This is a genomic window from Flavobacterium sp., assembly GCF_027531905.1.
Lineage (GTDB): Bacteria > Bacteroidota > Bacteroidia > Flavobacteriales > Flavobacteriaceae > Flavobacterium.
The window spans coordinates 50,947-68,830 of the sequence record NZ_JAPZSU010000013.1; the positions used below are offsets into that span (position 1 = coordinate 50,947).

Annotated in this window: 12 protein-coding genes; 3 read left to right on the top strand and 9 right to left on the bottom strand. The window is 33.7% G+C overall.

Annotated elements, in window-relative coordinates; genetic code table 11:
* Positions 1–78 precede the first annotated feature (78 nt).
* Positions 79–1,779 (top strand): putative transporter, encoded by a 1,701-nt coding sequence (locus tag O9307_RS04285; protein ID WP_298295683.1) that lies wholly within the window; start codon positions 79–81, stop codon positions 1,777–1,779.
* A gap of 78 nt (positions 1,780–1,857) precedes the next feature.
* Here O9307_RS04285 and O9307_RS04290 read toward each other — a convergent pair whose 3' ends face one another.
* The 9 genes from O9307_RS04290 to O9307_RS04330 form a co-directional block, all read right to left on the bottom strand.
* Positions 1,858–2,337 (bottom strand): hypothetical protein, encoded by a 480-nt coding sequence (locus O9307_RS04290; RefSeq protein WP_298295685.1) that lies wholly within the window; start codon positions 2,335–2,337, stop codon positions 1,858–1,860.
* A 26-nt stretch (positions 2,338–2,363) separates the two neighbouring features.
* Entirely contained in the window at positions 2,364–3,479 is a 1,116-nt protein-coding gene (locus O9307_RS04295; RefSeq protein WP_298295687.1) for an efflux RND transporter periplasmic adaptor subunit, read from the bottom strand.
* Between the two features lie 8 nt (positions 3,480–3,487).
* Complete coding sequence (locus O9307_RS04300; protein WP_298295689.1) at positions 3,488–7,822, bottom strand: CusA/CzcA family heavy metal efflux RND transporter; 4,335 nt, start codon at positions 7,820–7,822, stop codon at positions 3,488–3,490.
* A 95-nt stretch (positions 7,823–7,917) separates the two neighbouring features.
* Positions 7,918–8,322: a hypothetical protein gene (locus O9307_RS04305; protein ID WP_298295691.1), complete on the bottom strand. Its 405-nt coding sequence runs from the start codon at positions 8,320–8,322 to the stop codon at positions 7,918–7,920.
* Between the two features lie 393 nt (positions 8,323–8,715).
* Complete coding sequence (locus O9307_RS04310; RefSeq protein WP_298295693.1) at positions 8,716–9,696, bottom strand: putative sulfate exporter family transporter; 981 nt, start codon at positions 9,694–9,696, stop codon at positions 8,716–8,718.
* A 74-nt stretch (positions 9,697–9,770) separates the two neighbouring features.
* Positions 9,771–10,667, bottom strand: a complete 897-nt coding sequence (locus O9307_RS04315; RefSeq protein WP_298295695.1) for a LysR family transcriptional regulator — start codon at positions 10,665–10,667, stop codon at positions 9,771–9,773.
* Between the two features lie 29 nt (positions 10,668–10,696).
* On the bottom strand, positions 10,697–12,724 hold the full coding sequence (locus tag O9307_RS04320; RefSeq protein WP_298295697.1) for a hypothetical protein: 2,028 nt from the start codon (positions 12,722–12,724) through the stop codon (positions 10,697–10,699).
* A 90-nt stretch (positions 12,725–12,814) separates the two neighbouring features.
* On the bottom strand, positions 12,815–13,561 hold the full coding sequence (fabG, locus tag O9307_RS04325) for a 3-oxoacyl-[acyl-carrier-protein] reductase (RefSeq protein WP_298295699.1): 747 nt from the start codon (positions 13,559–13,561) through the stop codon (positions 12,815–12,817).
* Between the two features lie 253 nt (positions 13,562–13,814).
* Positions 13,815–14,984 (bottom strand): proline dehydrogenase family protein, encoded by a 1,170-nt coding sequence (locus O9307_RS04330; protein WP_298295701.1) that lies wholly within the window; start codon positions 14,982–14,984, stop codon positions 13,815–13,817.
* 92 nt (positions 14,985–15,076) lie between these two features.
* Between O9307_RS04330 and aroB the strand changes: the two genes are divergently transcribed.
* Both aroB and O9307_RS04340 read left to right on the top strand, forming a co-directional pair.
* Positions 15,077–16,144 (top strand): 3-dehydroquinate synthase, encoded by a 1,068-nt coding sequence (gene aroB / locus O9307_RS04335; protein ID WP_298295703.1) that lies wholly within the window; start codon positions 15,077–15,079, stop codon positions 16,142–16,144.
* Positions 16,145–16,438: 294 nt separating this feature from the next.
* Entirely contained in the window at positions 16,439–17,839 is a 1,401-nt protein-coding gene (locus O9307_RS04340; protein ID WP_298295705.1) for an arginine decarboxylase, read from the top strand.
* Positions 17,840–17,884: the final 45 nt, after the last annotated feature.

A 17,884-nucleotide genomic window follows, 5' to 3' on the forward strand; every position in this document is an offset into this window, starting at 1 on the left:
AACTGATTTTTATCATGCTAATTAATTCATAAAATTGATTCATTTACACTACTTTTAATAATACTAAATTTTAACATTATGTTTGAATGGTTTAAAATATTGTTTACTCCGACCGAAGAGCCGGAGTTGGCGCAGTCGTTACTAGTTTTATTCTTAGCAATAAGCTTAGGTTTCTTTGCTGGTAAACTCAAAATTGGCAAAGTTTCTCTTGGAGTTTCTGCTGTAATGTTTGTTGGGCTCTTTTTGGGGCACTTGGGTTTTAGTATGCAGGCCGATTTAATTCAATTTGTTAGAGAGTTTGGTTTAATTTTATTTGTGTATGGCATAGGTATCCAGGTAGGTCCAACTTTCTTTTCTTCCTTTAAAAAAGAAGGCTTAATTTTCAATGCCTTAGGTATCGGAACCGTTTTCCTAGGAGGTTTACTTGCTTATCTAATTCATATCTTCGCCAATGTAAAAGTTGAAAACGCTGTAGGTTTAATGTCTGGATCTGTAACCAATACTCCCGGATTAGGGGCTGCCAAATCTACTTTGATTGAAATACAAAATCAATTAAATCTTCCTGCGGATCATTTTTCAGACCCTGCTATCGCCTATGCTATAACCTATCCAATTGGAGTATTTGGAATTATTCTTCTTATTATAATTTCCAAAAATGCCTTAAAAATTGATCTTGAAAAAGAGGTAATCTTACTCAAAAAGAAAAATAAAGATCACGAAAACACAATCGTTCGCCAAAAATGTAGAGTAACTAAACCTGAAGTTATTGGCAAAACCATCAAGCAAGTATTCAAAGAATATCACATTGCAAATGTTATTATTTCTAGACAAAAACAAAGCGGAACCAAAGTCGTTTACTCACCTTCATTGGATTCTGTTATAAAAGAAAAAGATGTTTTGATGGTGGTAGCCAAACAAAAAGACATCAACCAATTTATTGATATCGTTGGGAAAATTTCTACGGATTTATTTATTGAATCTGAAGAAGATGTGACTACAAAAATACTTAGTGTAACCCATAAAACAGCAATACATAAAACATTGGCCGAATTAGATTTATACAATCAATATGACGTGAAAGTTACTCGTGTTATTCGTTCTGGATTAGAAATTTTGGCTCAACCCTCTTTAGAATTATTTTATGGAGATACCCTGATGGTTGTTGGCAATAAAGAGGCTATTCATGAAGCCGAAAAAATCATTGGAAACTCTAAAAAAATATTGCTAGAACCCGATTTTCTCTCTTTGTTTGGCGGTTTAATTTTTGGGTTGATTATTGGTTCTATTCCCATTGTAATTCCTTCATTACCGGTTCCATTAAAATTAGGTTTAGCGGCAGGTCCTCTTTTAGCCGCATTATTTATTAGTAGATATGGCGGTGTTGGTGTAATTCATTCCTATATAAACAACGGAGCCATTCACTTTATGAAAGATCTGGGAATTTGCATGTTCTTTGCAGCTGTGGGCATCAAAGCAGGACATGGTTTTTATGATAATTTTGTAGCCAATAATGGTTGGATGTGGATTTACTACGGCTGTTTTATCACTTTTATTCCGCTAACTCTTTTGGTACTTATCAGTCGTTTTGTTTTCAAGCTCAATTTTTATCAAATGGTAGGTATTATGAGCGGCGCTTATACTGATCCTGCAGCCTTAGCATTTAGCACCAAATACTTAGATTCTGATATCCCTAATCAATCGTATGCTACCGTTTATCCCCTTGTAACCATCAGTAGAATTCTGGTCGCACAACTACTTATTTTACTTTTTGCTAGTTAAACTCATAATTCAAGTACAATAAAAAAGGATGCCAAGTTGTATTTGACATCCTTTTTTTGTGCTTTAGCTAATTTAAAATTAATCTTTGTCATCCATCTGAACGTCTGATGGAATCGCCACTGACCTTATCTCGGTATGACGAATCTCACCTCCTGTTGTTCCCGTTTGTTGTCCCAAATACACCGCCACAGCAGCAATAACAAGCGCTACATAAGTAATTAGAGTCGATTTAACTGATTTTTTGTAATTCAAATACAAAGCGAGTAAAGAAGTAGCTGCCAATACATAAAGTGCAATAGCTAATTTTTCGGCCATTTCTTCGTGTTCGTGAATGATGTCATGACCAATAGACGGCATATCCTCAACCAATTCCTCTGCTCCTTCACCTGTTCCCATACTCACTGCAGCAAAAATAGCCGCAACAATAAACAGAAAAAAAGCCGTATTCTTAACCGAATTGTTCTTCAACAACAACCCAACTACTAAAATTCCTAATCCTAAAATCGTCCCGATAATAGGAAAATGGTTCACCACAAGGTGCAAATGTGCTTCATTCATAAGTATTAGTTTTTAAGTTAATTTTTTTATTCTGCTAAATCAAAAACGCCTTTGGTTAAAATTTTAGTAGAAGCGTTTATGGCAGTATTTGGAATAATTTCGCAAAAATCTTCATTTTGTTCCCCTAAAGATACAGCTAATTTTTTGAAGGCGTACCCATTTTTATTAGTTACCAAAGTAAAAACGTAATACTTGTTGTTTTCTTTCATAATGGCTTCTGTAGGTACCGCTAATCCTTTTTTAGTATCAAAAATAATGGCTGCTTCTACGAACATACCCGTAAGTAATCTTTGCTTGGATTCGTCTTCTAAATGTCCGTGAACATTGATGGTTCTGTCATTTCCTTCAATTGATTTACCTACCAAATGTACTTCGGCATTGAACATTTCCTTAGTGGCTTCGGGAACGGTAAATTTGATTTTTTGCCCTTTAGTTACTTTCAAAATGTCTTTTTCAAACACAGCTAATTCTAAGTGCAAGTGATCTGTATCTACAATTTCTAGAATGACATCTTCGGGCGCCATCAGCATTCCCACATTAGCATTCATAATCACAATATCTCCAGAAATAGGAGCGTAAATAGTTATTACCGAGGTGAATTTGCCTTTCTCTACCTGAACCGGGCTAATGTGCATCAAAATTAGTTTTTGTTTCAAGCTCTGATACGTCGCCAAAGCCCTTTTGTACTCGCTTTCCGCCTTGAAATAATTCTTTTGAGAGGTTATTTTTTCATCATACAAGGTTTTTTGTCGTACAAACTCAGATTTGAGGTACTTTAACTGTTCGGCTACTTCTAAATATTCTTTTTGAATATCAATAAAAGCTGTGTTTTCAAGAGTTAATAATGCTTGCCCTTTACGAACTCGATCTCCCACCAAAAGCTGCGTACTTTTGACGTAACCTCCTATAAAAGTGGTGACTTTCGCTCTATTTTGAGGCGGAACATCAATCTTGCCAGACACTTTTATGGTTTCGTCAAAATCTTTCATAACAGGGCTACTAATCACCATTCCAGCCGATTGAAATTGTGCCTGAGTAACTCTAACCAAACCATCGTCTTCTGTTGTTGCTGGTGTAGTTTCTTCTTTTTTACAGCCTATAAAAAGCAGTGTAAGCACTAATATATACAGTTGTTTTTTCATAATCTAAACTAATAATTAAGGTAGTGTAATTCTAATTGATTGCTGTTGAATTGCAGCACAGCTTCTACATATTCTATTTTTATCGCCACAGCATTTTCTAAACTCTGAATGTATTGAAAAAAGTCAATTTCTCCATTTTTATAGCTGCTATTCGCCACTTTGATTATTTCCTCAGATAATTTTTTCCCAGTAGCATTGTAATAATTGATGCTTTCTTGGTACTTGGCAATTTCATTTTGCTGTTGACGGATAAATTGCGTCATTTTTTGTTCTTGATTAAGTTTTTCCTCTTCCCAACTTTGCGATTCTAATTGTGCTACTTTGGTTTTGGAAACATTTCCTGTGAACAAAATAGGAACCGCAATACCTACTTGAAAGCCATACAAAGATTGTGAGAGACCGTTATTTCGTCCCTGAAAATATTCCAAATTCAAATCGGGTAACCAATGCTGTTTTTGCAAAGCAATTTGGTTTTTATAGGTTTTGCTAATACTTTCTAAATAAGCAGTATGTAAAGCTTTATTTGAAGTAGTATCCAAAGCACTAATTGGCAATAATTCTTTCTCAAGAATGCTTATTTTTTCATCGGATTGTACCAAAGCTTGCAAAGATTCGTATTGTGCTTTTTTCTCAAAATTGATTTGTGTGAGCTTGGTTTTAATTTGTCTGTATTTCGATTGGGCTGTAATTTTTTCTAAATAATTGGTTTCGCCCAATTCAAAACGACGGTCGCTGGCTTTAGAGAAGTTTTGATACAAACTATCCAAATAAAAATACAAACGTTCCTGATGTTGCCAATACACGATTTGCTCATAAGTTTTGGCTACTTGCAGTGAAAGTTTATTTTTTTGAAGCTCATAATTGGCTTTCTCTTTCTCAAATTCTGAGGTATTTGCTTTCTTTTGCACTCCATAAACGGTAGGAAACAAAAAGCGTTGTTGTACTCCGAAAACTTTTAGCGGTAGATTATTCAAGGCCAAATTATTTTGGTCATATGAATAATACAGATTAGTTTTTTCGAAAGTAAAACTGCTTTTAATGTTCTCTTCCATTTTATTGACTTGCAATGCTGCAGCCTTAATGCCTTTGTTGTTTTCAATAGCTTTGGCTATTACCGCTTCTCGTGACATATTGGTGTTTTGAGCAAATCCAAAACTACTAGCCAACAAAAGTAAAACAGCGGTAAGGTGATTTTTGCCTTTTTTCAATTTTGGTCTTTTGAATTCTTTTGAATCAAAAACTTTAAAAAGAATCGGTAGTACAATTAATGTCAATACCGTAGCTGTAAAAAGTCCACCAATAACCACGGTGGCCAAAGGACGTTGCACCTCTGCTCCTGCCGATGACGAAATTGCCATAGGTAAGAAACCTAAAGCAGCAGCGGCAGCTGTCAATAGTACTGGACGCAAACGGTTGGTAGTTCCTTTCAAAATTAAGGCATTCATATCGGTCATTCCTTGATGTTTTAGTTCTTTAAAATGTTCAATAAGCACGATTCCGTTCAATACTGCAATACCAAAAAGGGCAATAAAACCAACCCCTGCCGAAATACTAAAAGGCAAATCTCGTATCCATAAAAATAAAATGCCTCCCACGGCCGATAATGGAATCGCCGAATACACCATCAAAGCTTCCTTCATTGAGCCAAAAGCAAAATGCAATAATAAAAATATCAAAAGTAAAGCAATAGGCACTGCTATGAGCAATCGGGCTTTGGCACTTTCTAAATTTTCGAATTGCCCGCCGTATTGCACATAATATCCCGCGGGTAGCTTAATTTGCGTATCCACAATTTTTTGAATATCAGTCACTACACTTTGTAAATCTCTATTACGAACATTGATTCCAACTACAATACGTCGGTTGGTATTGTCACGGGATATTTTGGCTGGACCTTCGGCATAATCAATTTTAGCTAACTCATTCAACGGGATTTGGCTCCCATCAGGGATAGAAACATACAAGTTTTTTAAATCCTCAATACTTTTTCTATCGGTTTGGTCTAAACGAATCACCATATCGAATCGTTTTTCGCCTTCAAATACATTTCCAACTACTTTTCCAGCGAAGCTCAGCGCGATGGCATCGTTCAAATCTTCAATATTCAAACCGTAGCGCGCAATTTTGGAGCGGTCGTATTGTACATACATTTGAGGCAAACCTTCTGTTTTTTCAATGATAACATCAGAAGCGCCAGGTACTTTTTTGATGGCGCGTTCTATTTCGTGCGCTTTTCTAGCCAAAACATCCAAATCGGTTCCGAAAATCTTAATTGCCACATCAGAACGTGTTCCAGAAATCAACTCATTAAAACGCATTTCAATAGGTTGTGTAAACTCGATTTCCATATTCGGAATTTGAGCATTTAAGGCTTCTTTTATCTTATCAGCCAATTCATCTTTGGAAGTGGCAGAAACCCATTCTGATTTAGGTTTTAGTTTCACAATAATATCACTTTCCTCCATCGACATTGGATCGGTTGGGACTTCGGCAGCACCAATTCTAGATACGACTTGCTCTACTTCTGGGAAATTCTTCAATATAATTTTCTCCATTTTAGTAGTCGTTTCGATGGTTTTGGTCAAAGAAGTTCCTGTTTTTAAAACGGGTTGAACCACAAAATCCCCTTCGTCTAAAGTCGGAATAAATTCTCCTCCCATGGTGCTAAATAAAACAACAGCAAACATCAGTAAAGCAACTGCACCGTACATTACTTTTTTAGTATTATTTAAAGCCCATGTAATAACGGGAATATACCAAGAATTTAATTTACGAATGAGCTTCTCAGAAATTGAGTTTGGATTTTCTCTTGTTGGTTTTAAAAACATCGAAGCTACAACAGGAACATAAGTAAAACAGAAAATCATCGCACCCAATAAAGCAAAGCTAAACGTCATTGCCATTGGCTTGAACATTTTTCCTTCGATGCTTGACAAAGACAAAATCGGAATGAAAACTATCAGAATGATTAACTGACCAAAAATGGCAGAATTCATCATTTTGGAAGCGCTTTTATAGGTGATTTGGTCAATTTCAATTTGGCGATTTTCTTTGTTTAATCCCGCCAAATGTGCCGAATTTTGAGCAATTTGAAAGGCAATAAATTCGACTATGATTACTGCTCCATCGATGATAATTCCAAAATCAATGGCACCCAAGCTCATCAAATTGGCATCGATTCCGAAAATATTCATAAACGAAATGGCAAACAGCAAACACAACGGAATCACAGAAGCCACGACCAATCCAGAACGCCAATTTCCTAGCAATAAAACCACTACAAAAATTACAATCAAACAGCCTAAAATTAAATTCTCGGCTACTGTAAAAGTGGTTTTACCAACAAGTTCACTACGTTCTAAAAAACCATTAATATAAACGCCTTCCGGCAGTGATTTTTGGATTTCGGCTACTCTATCTTTGACATCACTAATGACTTGCTTAGAGTTGGCTCCTTTGAGCATCATCACTTGTCCAAGTACCTTCTCTCCTTCTCCATTTCCAGTTATCGCTCCAAAACGATTGGCATGACCAAATTGCACTTTGGCAACATTTTTAACCAAAACTGGTAGACCATTGGTGTTTTTCACCACAATGTTTTCAATATCCTGAATGCTATTGACTTTTCCTTCGCCACGAATGAAATAACTTTGATTCGTTTTTTCGATATAAGCCCCTCCGGCAATGCTGTTATTCTTCTCTAAAGCGGTAAAAATTTCAGTCAAGCTACAATTCATCGCCTTTAATTCCGAAGGACGAATACTGATTTCGTATTGTTTTAAATAACCACCCCAAGTGTTGATTTCGACCACTCCATTAATTCCAGACAATTGTCGTTTCACAATCCAATCCTGAATCGTTCTTAAATCGGTTATGGTATAGTTGTTTTTAAATTGGGGTTTCACCTCCAAAGTGTATTGATAAATTTCACCCAATCCAGTGGTAATTGGTCCCATTTCGGGTGTACCAAAACCTTCGGGGATTTTTTCGGAAGCCGCTTTTATTTTTTCGGCGATTAATTGACGAGGTAAATAAGTTCCCAAATCGTCATCAAAAACAATGGTAACGACTGACAATCCGAATTTTGAAATCGAACGAATTTCTTTAACGCCAGGTAAATTGGCCATTTCTATCTCAACGGGATAGGTGATAAATTGCTCAATATCTTGGGTAGAAAGATTACGTGAAGTCGTAATAACCTGTACTTGATTATTGGTAACATCAGGAACAGCACCAATAGAAATTTGGAAAACAGAAAATAATCCAAAACCAAATACACCCAGTGTAAACAACAGTACAATGAGTTTATTTTGGATAGAAAATGCTATGATTTTATTCAGCATACTAGTAAATTAAAAATTAGACGTTAGAATTATTAGACAACTAATAACTCACGAAATAGTACCTATCAAAAAGATAAGAAACAACGAAATAACTTTTAAACTAGTTTAGGCGGCTGCCAAATAGAAGTAAAAACATTAGATACATACCATTCTTTATAAATCGGAAGTGGTTGATTTATATTAATTTGTATAGGTTTTTTTAAAGTAAAAACAGATTGAGTTTCCGTAAAGGCTAAGACAACCGTATCAAGATTAATAGTCTGGCTTTTAAACGGCAAATTTTCATGTTTATCGTGCCCATCAGTATCGGCATGTTTGTTGAGATTATTGTAGTGACTTATGGTAAAATCGATAAAAGAAAAAGCTTGTTCTTGATTGTGATTTTGATGCTCTAAATAATGTTGGATTAAATTAGGAATTTTGAATAACTGCCCAATTTCTGTGTTGGAATACACAAAAACAAATAAAAACAAAAGGGTCGTTATTTTTTTGACAGACATAAATAAATACTTCAAAAGGATATAGCTCCAAACTATAGCACAAAAATAAGAAGTAAATATATGAAATATCTTAAGAATGGCTTAAAAGAGCTTAATAAAAATATAAGACTACTTGGGTTCCTTTTCCAGTTTCACTGATAATTTAAACGTTCAATTAGATACTAATGAAATAAAAAAAATCATAATATCTTATGTTTCAAAATTATTGTACAATCACAAATCCACTTTCTCATAGGTGAAATTCCAAAGGAGTTACTGTTTTTTTGACAACTAATCCTAGATATTCAACTTTGAAAGTAGAATCACATTTGACTTTCCTTACCAAAAAAAAGCCCCAAATAATGTTCAATTATTTGGGGTATTTTATTGTAATAATTAACCTTTATATATCCATTAATTCAATTTGAGAATCACAAATAATGAAGTAGAAGCAATAAACATCCATAAAAACACTCCTTGTAACAAAGGTTTTACGCCAACTTCTTTTAGTTTGCTTATATTTAAACCTGAACCTATTAGAAATAAAGTAACTGTTAATCCTAGTTTAGCAATAGTTACCAAATATGGAGCGACAATAGCAACTGAGGAAACATAAGTATTTACAACTAAAGCCAAAATAAATAAGAAAATAAAATATGGAATTTTTACTTTGCTTTTTCCATTTTTAAACAAATAAGAAGACCCAATAGCAATTGGAATAATCCACAAAGCTCTAGCAAGTTTTACTGTAGTTGCCATTTGCAAAGCCTCCGTCCCAAATTTATTAGCAGCTCCCACAACAGAACTAGTATCATGAATAGCAATGGCGCACCACAAACCAAAATCATGCTGCGAAAGTGACAACCAATGTCCAATTGCTGGAAACAAAAACAAAGCGACAGAATTTAAAATGAAAATAACCCCTAATCCAACCGAAGTTTGATTTTCATTCGATTTGACAACTGGAGCAATTGCTGCAATAGCACTCCCTCCACAAATGGCTGTACCACATGAAATCAAATGAGATATTTTTTTATCAATACCCATCCATTTCCCAATAAAAAAACCTAAAATCAGGGTAGAGAAAATCGAAACCACTGTGAACACAAATCCTTCTTTTCCAGCAGCAATAGCACTATGCAAATTCATTCCAAAACCTAGCCCAACGACTGATATTTGTAGCAATATAGAAGTAGCTTTATGGTTGAGATGCAAAAAAGGATGTCCAAACAGATTAGCAATAACCAACCCTATTACTAATGCAACGGGTGGAGAAATTATAGGAAAAGCAACACATGAAACTAGTAGTAAAACAAATATAATTTGTTGTGTTGTTCTACTCAATTGAAAAAAATGTGTTTTTGGTATACTATTATTATTTGATGTGGTCTCCATTGTGAAGTAGTTTAAAATTACTTTACAAAGGTCTGACGAATGCATTTAAAAAGCCAATACCAAAAAACGATTGATTATAACAAGAAGTTATAGTGTTCTGAAATATTCCGAATAAACAATTCCGATAAAGTATCTGATTTACCAACTAAAGTTATGGTGTAAAAAAAACGCTCAATGACTAAATTCTCTACATCTAAAATAATTAATTCTTTGTTTTTCAGCTCTTTTGATACCGCATGAATCGATATAAATGCGAAACAATCCGAATGCAATAAATAAGACTTAATACTTTCTGTACTACCTAATTGCATTTCAATTTGCAAATCGGATAATTTGACATTTTGTTGTTTTAGGGCGTATTCAATAACTTCAAGTGTTCCAGAACCTCTTTCTCGAGTTACCAAATGAAGTGTTTTTAAGGTTGCAATAGCGATTTCATTAGTTTGTGCCAAAGGATGATTGGCTCTACAAACCAATACCAATTCATCTTTCAAAAAAGGAACATATTTAATCGACTGATTTTTAGACTGCCCTTCTACTACTCCAACTTCAATTTCCTTGTTGAGTAATGCATTTTCTATTTGCTCTGTATTTCCATTAATCAAATGAATACTTATTCCTTTTTCTTTTTTGTGAAATCGAGCTAAAATTGGAGAAATAACATATTGCGAAAGTGTTGTGCTTGCTCCAAGTCGCAATAATCCTTGGCGTTTGGTCACAAAAGAGCTCATATCAAACTCAATCTCACGATAAATATCAAAAATAGATTTGGTATGTTGCAACAAAAGATGACCAGCTGGTGTTAAAGCAATTTTAGAACCATTTCGTTCAAAAAGCTTCGTTTTGTAGGTCTCTTCTAGTTCTTGAATGTGTTTTGAAACGGCTGGCTGACTAATATACAATTCCGCAGCCGCCTTAGTAAAATTAAGTCGAATTGCTACGGTATAAAATACTTTTAACCTAAAATCCATCTGTTACATTTAAAAAATTCTATTTAAAACTATAATAGCCCGTGATATTTACGCACAAACCATTCTGTTGACAAACAAATTGCAATCAAAATTAAAAGCCAAATCCAATCAATCAAAGGTGATTTGATGGCATTATCTTTTTCAATCGCTTTGTACGATTCATCTGCAAGCAATTGCTGTATCAATTGTTCAACTTGTGAAGGAAGAAATACTTTCCCTTTCGTTTGCTCGGCCAATTGGGATAATTTGGTGTAATCAGGAGCAACAAATTGTTTTTCGATATCAAAATCTAGAATTTCAAAACGCCCTGAATAACTGGTTTTGGTATTCAATTCCTTTACAGTAAAGGTATAACTTCCAGCGGAAAGTCCATCTAAATTAACTTGATATGCATTGGTTCCTTTAAGCAAATCATAATTTTTGGTTTGCTTATTTTTTACATTTGTGACAGAAATAGTTAGTCGCGCATTGTCATCAAACTCATAATTTTTATTAAAAAACTGAGCGGTAATAGCAATTGCTTCTCCTGAATTATAAAAGTTCTCGTGATTAACAACCAATGATTTTTTTGAACTATTAGAAGCTAAAAACTGAATGGTTTTATCGATAAAAACATCATATTTTTCAAATGATTGCTGGTCCACGTGGGATTGTAATCGCCATTTCCAGCTATTTTCTCCTAACAAATACGCAGCTCGTTTTCCGCCTGTTTCAGTAAATGCTAACAAAGGTAAACCTGTATCTAAACTTCGTATTTTGGAAGAAAGTAAAACCGTAACATTCTCTTTCGCGGTAATGGTACCAAAAGGATGTGCCAAGGGAGGAAAACTTTCAAAACCTATATTTTCCAAAGCAAACAAATTGAATTTTGTATTGAATGACGGTAAGAAATCTTCTTTTTGATTGGTGACTTTAAAATCCAAATCATTTTGTTGTTGATTCAGAAAATTAAAATCTGTCGTCATTCCTGTAACCACTAACGTATTAATACCAGCGGCTTTAGCACCATCAAAAATAGATTTGAAACTTGCATTGGGTTGGTATAAAACCAAAACATTATAACCTGACAATGATTTGATTTCTTGAGGCTTAACAATGCTCACTTTACGTTGTGCATTAGTTTCAATAGCGCGTTTAAACGCGCTTAAATCAGGATGATTAATTGCCGAAACCAATCCAACTGTCGTTTTTTGGTCCAATACTTCAACAGCAAAATTCTTGGTGTTATTGTAATTGTTTTTTTCTTTTACACCAGCAGTAATGTTGGCTTTGAATAAATGCAAGCCAATTTTATCAGCAGGTAAAAAAACGGTAACTGTCGCGGTTCTTTGTCCAGCAGTAAAACTTACCGCTTGTTTTAAAATTGTATTTTTTCCTTCTGAAATTGAAAAGTTAGCCGTACTCAAACGCTTTCCAGAATATTGAACAAAAACTTCTACTGGGAATTTATTCTTGTAAAATGCATATTTGTTGACATTCAACTGACTGATTTTTAAGTCAAAAACAGCAGTGGTATCCCCTAGAACTACAGGAAAAACACTATTTTCTGAATCAAAACTATAAACATAGTCATCTCCAGAAGTTTGGTTTCCATCTGTAAGTAACACTGTAGGGTAACGAAGATTTTTATTCAAATTCTTTAACTCTTTGGCTACAACATCCAACTGTGTTTGTTTTCCTTTAAAATTAAAGATATCTGATGGTTGCAACGTCGCATCAAACAAAAAAGGTTGTACCTCAAATTTATTTTGCAAGTCTTTATTGGAAACCAATGCTTCATACACTTTTTCGGCTTGTGCATTAGCTTTCAAAAAAGAAATTGAGCTAGAATTATCGACAACGATAGGCAATGGTGTTTTGATAATTACTAATTCTGTTCTACTGATGATAGGATTTATCAATAACAATAGAAGACCAAAAATTGAAGCAAAACGCAAAAAAGCCAAAAGCCAATACACTTTAGATTGACTTTTGGCTTTATATAGGTATTGAAAATACGACAAAACAGCAGCTATAACTATTGAAAGAATCAGTAATAGAAGGGTGTTTGTTGTCATATTTTAATTATAATTGAGCATATTCTATCAATATTCTGGGTTGTTTCAGATTCAATACTGAGTACTAAAATCTGAATACTGAATACTTTTTTAGGTAAGCATTCCACCACAAACGTTCAATACTTGACCTGTAACGTAAGCGCTCATATCTGAAGCAAAGAACAAACAAGCATTGGCAACATCATCAGTAGAACCTCCGCGTTTCAATGGAATACCTTCTCTCCAACCTTTTACTACATCTTCACTTAATTTTGCAGTCATTTCGGTTTCAATAAAACCTGGAGCAATTACATTGCAACGAATATTACGAGAACCCAATTCAAGTGCAACCGATTTTGAAAAACCAATCACACCCGCTTTTGAAGCAGCATAATTAGTTTGTCCCGCATTTCCTTTTACCCCCACAACAGAACTCATATTGATAATAGAACCTGAGCGTTGTTTCAAAAATGTTTTTTGAATTGCTTTTGTCATATTAAACACAGATTTCAAGTTAACATCAATAACTTGATCAAAATCAGCCTCCGACATACGCATTAACAAGTTGTCTTTTGTGATTCCAGCGTTGTTAATCAAAATGTCAACTGTTCCAAAATCAGCCAAAACAGCATCAACAAATTTTTGTGCTTCTTCAAAATCAGCTGCATTAGACTGATAGCCTTTTGCTTTGATTCCCATTGCGTTTAATTCATTTTCTAAAGCTTCTGCAGAGGCAACAGATGAACTATATGTAAAAGCAACATTGGCTCCGTTTTTTGCAAAAACTTCAGCTATTCCTTTTCCAATTCCACGACTTGCACCAGTAATTATGGCAACTTTTCCTTCTAGTAATTTCATTTTTAGTCAATATTTGTTTTTCGAAAATGGTTCACTCAATTTCTTCTTAATTTCAGAAAAAGCTGATTTCACTTTCAAAAGATTAATTATTTTCAAGAACTATATAATCTTTTAATAGGTAAGTATCAAAAGTATTTTTGGAGTGCCAAATATAAGATATTTCCTTTTTAAAAAAAATTAACCTCCACTATAACCATCATTGCCATACAAACTACAAAAAAAGTGGCTTGCACCACTTCTTGTTTTGAATGTATTATTTTTCTTTTCTTCTTTTACGCTCTGCTTTTATCATCGATAATTCACGACTGGTTTGTCCAGCCACAGAGGTATTTTCTTCTGCACGTCTGATTAAGTACGGCATTACGTCTTTTACTGGACCAAAAGGCAAATATTTTGCAACATTAAATCCGTTTTCGGCAAGATTGTAACTGATGTTATCGCTCATTCCATACAATTGACCAAACCAAATTCGGTTATCATTGCTTTTGATACCCTTTTTTTCCATCAAATCCATCAATTTATATGTACTCAATTCGTTATGCGTTCCTGCAAAAATCGACATGATTTCCAAATGCTCCATCATATAGGTCACCGCCGCATCATAATTCTCATCAGATGCCTCTTTTGACGCACAAATAGGCGTTGGATAATTCATTTCTTGAGCTCGAAGATTTTCTTTTTCCATATAAGCACCACGAACCAATTTCATTCCAATAAAAAACTGATCGCGTTTAGCTTCTTCGTGTATTTTCTTCAAATAATCCAAACGATCCCAGCGGTACATTTGTAATGTATTGAAAATAATCGCTTTTTCTTTGTTGTATTTACGCATCATATCGGTAACCAAATCATCTGCTACATCTTGCATCCAGCTTTCTTCAGCATCAATAAGTAAAGCGACATCTTTAATGTAAGCTTCTTTACAAACAGCATCAAATCGTTCAACAACTTTATTCCATTCTATAGTTTCTTCATCTGTCAAAGGCTTTTTCTCACCTAATTTTTCATACAAAGCCAATCGCCCTAAACCAGTAGGTTTAAACACAGCAAAAGGAATGGCAAGTCTTTCCTTAGCAAATTCAATAGTCTTTAAAGTCATTTTTAAAGCAGCATCAAATTGCTTCTCTTCTTCTTTTCCTTCAACAGAATAATCCAAAACAGAAGAAACTCCTTTGGTATACATTTTATCAACAACCGTCAAACAATCATTTTCGTTAACGCCACCACAAAAATGATCAAAAACAGTAGCTCTAATCAAGCTTTCTACTGGTAAATTAGCTTTAATAGCAAAATTTGTAACCGCAGTTCCGATTCTTACCAAAGGTTCACTTGCAATCATTTTAAACAAAAAATAAGCTCTATCTAGCTCAGTATCACTTTTTAAAGCAAAAGCAACTTGTGTATTATCAAAAATATTTTTCATTATTTGTTAAATTTTAATGCAAATATAGCTAGAGTTTTGAATTCTATTAACTAAAAAATGTCTTATTTTGCCATTCAAATAATTTGAAGATCATGCAAACTATTATAGCCAATAACTATCCTATTTATTTTAATGAAACTGCATACGAACATTTGAATCTCTTTTTAAAAGAAAACAAATATTCTACTATTTTCATCATTGTAGACAGCAATACAAACGATAGTTGTTTACCTAAATTTTTACCTTATTTAGAAACCGATTTAACTATTGAAATCATTGAATTTGAAGCAGGTGAAATCAACAAAAACATTGAAACCTGTATTGAAATATGGAATGTCTTGACCGAATTAGGTGCGGATAGAAAATCGTTAATCATCAATGTTGGCGGTGGTGTGGTTACTGATTTGGGCGGTTTTGTAGCTTCAACTTTCAAACGTGGAGTTGATTTTATTCATGTTCCTACGACGCTTCTTTCTATGGTTGATGCCTCTGTGGGCGGAAAAAACGGTGTAGATTTAGGTAATCTAAAAAATCAAATAGGTGTAATTAATGTACCCCAAATGGTATTAATCGACACTGCTTATCTTGAAACGCTTTCTCAAAGCGAAATGCGTTCAGGTCTCGCCGAAATGCTAAAACACGGATTGATTTATGATAAAGAGTATTGGGAAAAGTTTTTAGACCTAACTTCGATTGATTTTGCTGATTTTGACACGCTTATTCACCGTTCTGTAGCCATCAAAAACGAGATTGTAATGCAAGATCCTACCGAAAAAGGTATTCGTAAAGCTTTAAATTTCGGTCATACTTTGGGGCACGCCATCGAAAGTTATTTCCTTGAAAGCAAAGACAAAACGACTTTATTGCACGGGGAAGCTATCGCGATAGGAATGATTTTAGAAAGTTATATTTCATTGAAAAAAGGGCTAATTTCAACAGCTGAATACCAACAAATAAAACAAACGATAAATAGTATCTACGATAAAATTGTTTTTGAAGAAAATGATCTTGATCCAATCTTAGAATTATTGATTCACGATAAGAAAAATGAATACGGAACCATTCAATTTGCCTTAATTGAAGGTATCGGAGCTATAAAAATAAATCAATTGGTTGAAAACGAATTAATTCTTGAGGCCTTTCAAGATTACAAATCTTAATCTTTTTTTTTAGTAAAAAGGATTGCATCACGTATATATTATTTTTTACATTTGCAGCAATGAAAAAAAGTCAAAAAAATACCAACAGCAAAGGAAGTAAAAACAAGCAAGAACGATTTTTAATTAAATCTTTCCACCGTTTTTATACCATGATTGGTTGTTTTAATTTTGACCCTTTTCAATACATAAAAACGGAGAACGAAAAACTACAGATTAGATACGCTAACATTAGGGTTTGAATAGGAATTAATTTAGTTGAAACGCTTAATTAATTTTTATAAATTGTCAAAACTAATGAATACAAAATATTCGGATTTAATCAATCAAACCTATTACTTCCCTCAAGAAGAATTCAAATTAAACAAAGACAACCTACAATTTCACAATATTGATTTGATGAAATTGGTAGAAAAATATGGTACCCCTTTAAAATTCACTTATTTACCTCAGATTTCGAATAACATCAACAAAGCCAAAAGTTGGTTTCGTAAATCAATGGAAAAAAACAAATACGAGGCTAAATATTACTATTGCTATTGTACCAAAAGTTCTCATTTTGAATACATTATGAATGAGGCATTCAAAAACAATATTCATATCGAAACGTCATCCGCTTTTGATATTAATATTGTTGAAAATTTGCTTGAAAATGGTAAAATTAACAAAAGTACTTATGTAATTTGTAACGGATTCAAAAGAGATCAATATGTTGAAAATATTGCTCGATTGATTAACAACGGACATAAAAATACCATTCCAATTATCGACAATTACGAAGAATTAGATTTGTTGCAATCGCAAATAAAAAACAAATTCAAAATCGGAATTCGTATCGCTGCCGAAGAAGAACCAAAATTCGAATTTTACACTTCGAGATTAGGCATTGGATACAAAAACATTGTTCCTTTTTACAAAAAAGAAATCAAGGAAAATAAAAAGTTGGAACTAAAAATGTTGCACTTTTTTATTAATACAGGTATCAACGACAATGCTTACTACTGGAACGAATTAGTAAAATGTATCAAAGTATATGTAGCATTAAAAAAAGAATGCCCTACTCTAGATGGTTTAAACATTGGCGGTGGTTTTCCAATCAAAAATTCATTGACTTTCGAGTACGATTATCAATACATGATTGATGAAATCATTAATCAAATTAAGATTGCTTGTGAAGAAGCCGAAGTAGATGTTCCAAATATTTTTACAGAGTTTGGTTCGTTTACAGTTGGAGAAAGTGGAGGCGCTATTTATCAAGTATTGTATCAAAAACAACAAAATGATAGAGAAAAATGGAACATGATTGACTCTTCATTTATCACAACTTTACCAGATACTTGGGCGATTAATAAGCGTTTTATAATGTTAGCCATTAACCGATGGAATGACACTTATGAAAGAGTATTACTCGGAGGAATGACCTGTGATAGTGATGACTATTACAATTCTGAGCAAAATATGAACGCCATTTATTTGCCAAAATATAATAAAGAAAAACCACTTTATATTGGTTTCTTTAACACTGGGGCCTATCAAGAAACCATAGGTGGTTATGGCGGATTACATCACTGTTTGATTCCACAACCCAAACATATTTTGATTGATAGAGATGAAAATGGAATTTTAGCCACAGAAGTCTTCTCTGAACAACAAACTTCTGAAGAAGTTCTAAAAATTTTAGGATACGGAAAGAAATAACCGTTATTTAATAATAGTCAAATTAAAAATTATTTAAATTTGAAA

Coding starts and splice junctions, on each gene's coding strand:
- aroB (WP_298295703.1), top strand. CDS start 15,077: ATGCAAACTATTATAGCCAATAACTATCCTATTTATTTTAATGAAACT.
- O9307_RS04330 (WP_298295701.1), bottom strand. CDS start 14,984: ATGAAAAATATTTTTGATAATACACAAGTTGCTTTTGCTTTAAAAAGT.
- O9307_RS04295 (WP_298295687.1), bottom strand. CDS start 3,479: ATGAAAAAACAACTGTATATATTAGTGCTTACACTGCTTTTTATAGGC.
- O9307_RS04310 (WP_298295693.1), bottom strand. CDS start 9,696: ATGGAGACCACATCAAATAATAATAGTATACCAAAAACACATTTTTTT.
- O9307_RS04300 (WP_298295689.1), bottom strand. CDS start 7,822: ATGCTGAATAAAATCATAGCATTTTCTATCCAAAATAAACTCATTGTA.
- O9307_RS04340 (WP_298295705.1), top strand. CDS start 16,439: ATGAATACAAAATATTCGGATTTAATCAATCAAACCTATTACTTCCCT.
- O9307_RS04290 (WP_298295685.1), bottom strand. CDS start 2,337: ATGAATGAAGCACATTTGCACCTTGTGGTGAACCATTTTCCTATTATC.
- O9307_RS04305 (WP_298295691.1), bottom strand. CDS start 8,322: ATGTCTGTCAAAAAAATAACGACCCTTTTGTTTTTATTTGTTTTTGTG.
- O9307_RS04320 (WP_298295697.1), bottom strand. CDS start 12,724: ATGACAACAAACACCCTTCTATTACTGATTCTTTCAATAGTTATAGCT.
- fabG (WP_298295699.1), bottom strand. CDS start 13,561: ATGAAATTACTAGAAGGAAAAGTTGCCATAATTACTGGTGCAAGTCGT.
- O9307_RS04285 (WP_298295683.1), top strand. CDS start 79: ATGTTTGAATGGTTTAAAATATTGTTTACTCCGACCGAAGAGCCGGAG.
- O9307_RS04315 (WP_298295695.1), bottom strand. CDS start 10,667: ATGGATTTTAGGTTAAAAGTATTTTATACCGTAGCAATTCGACTTAAT.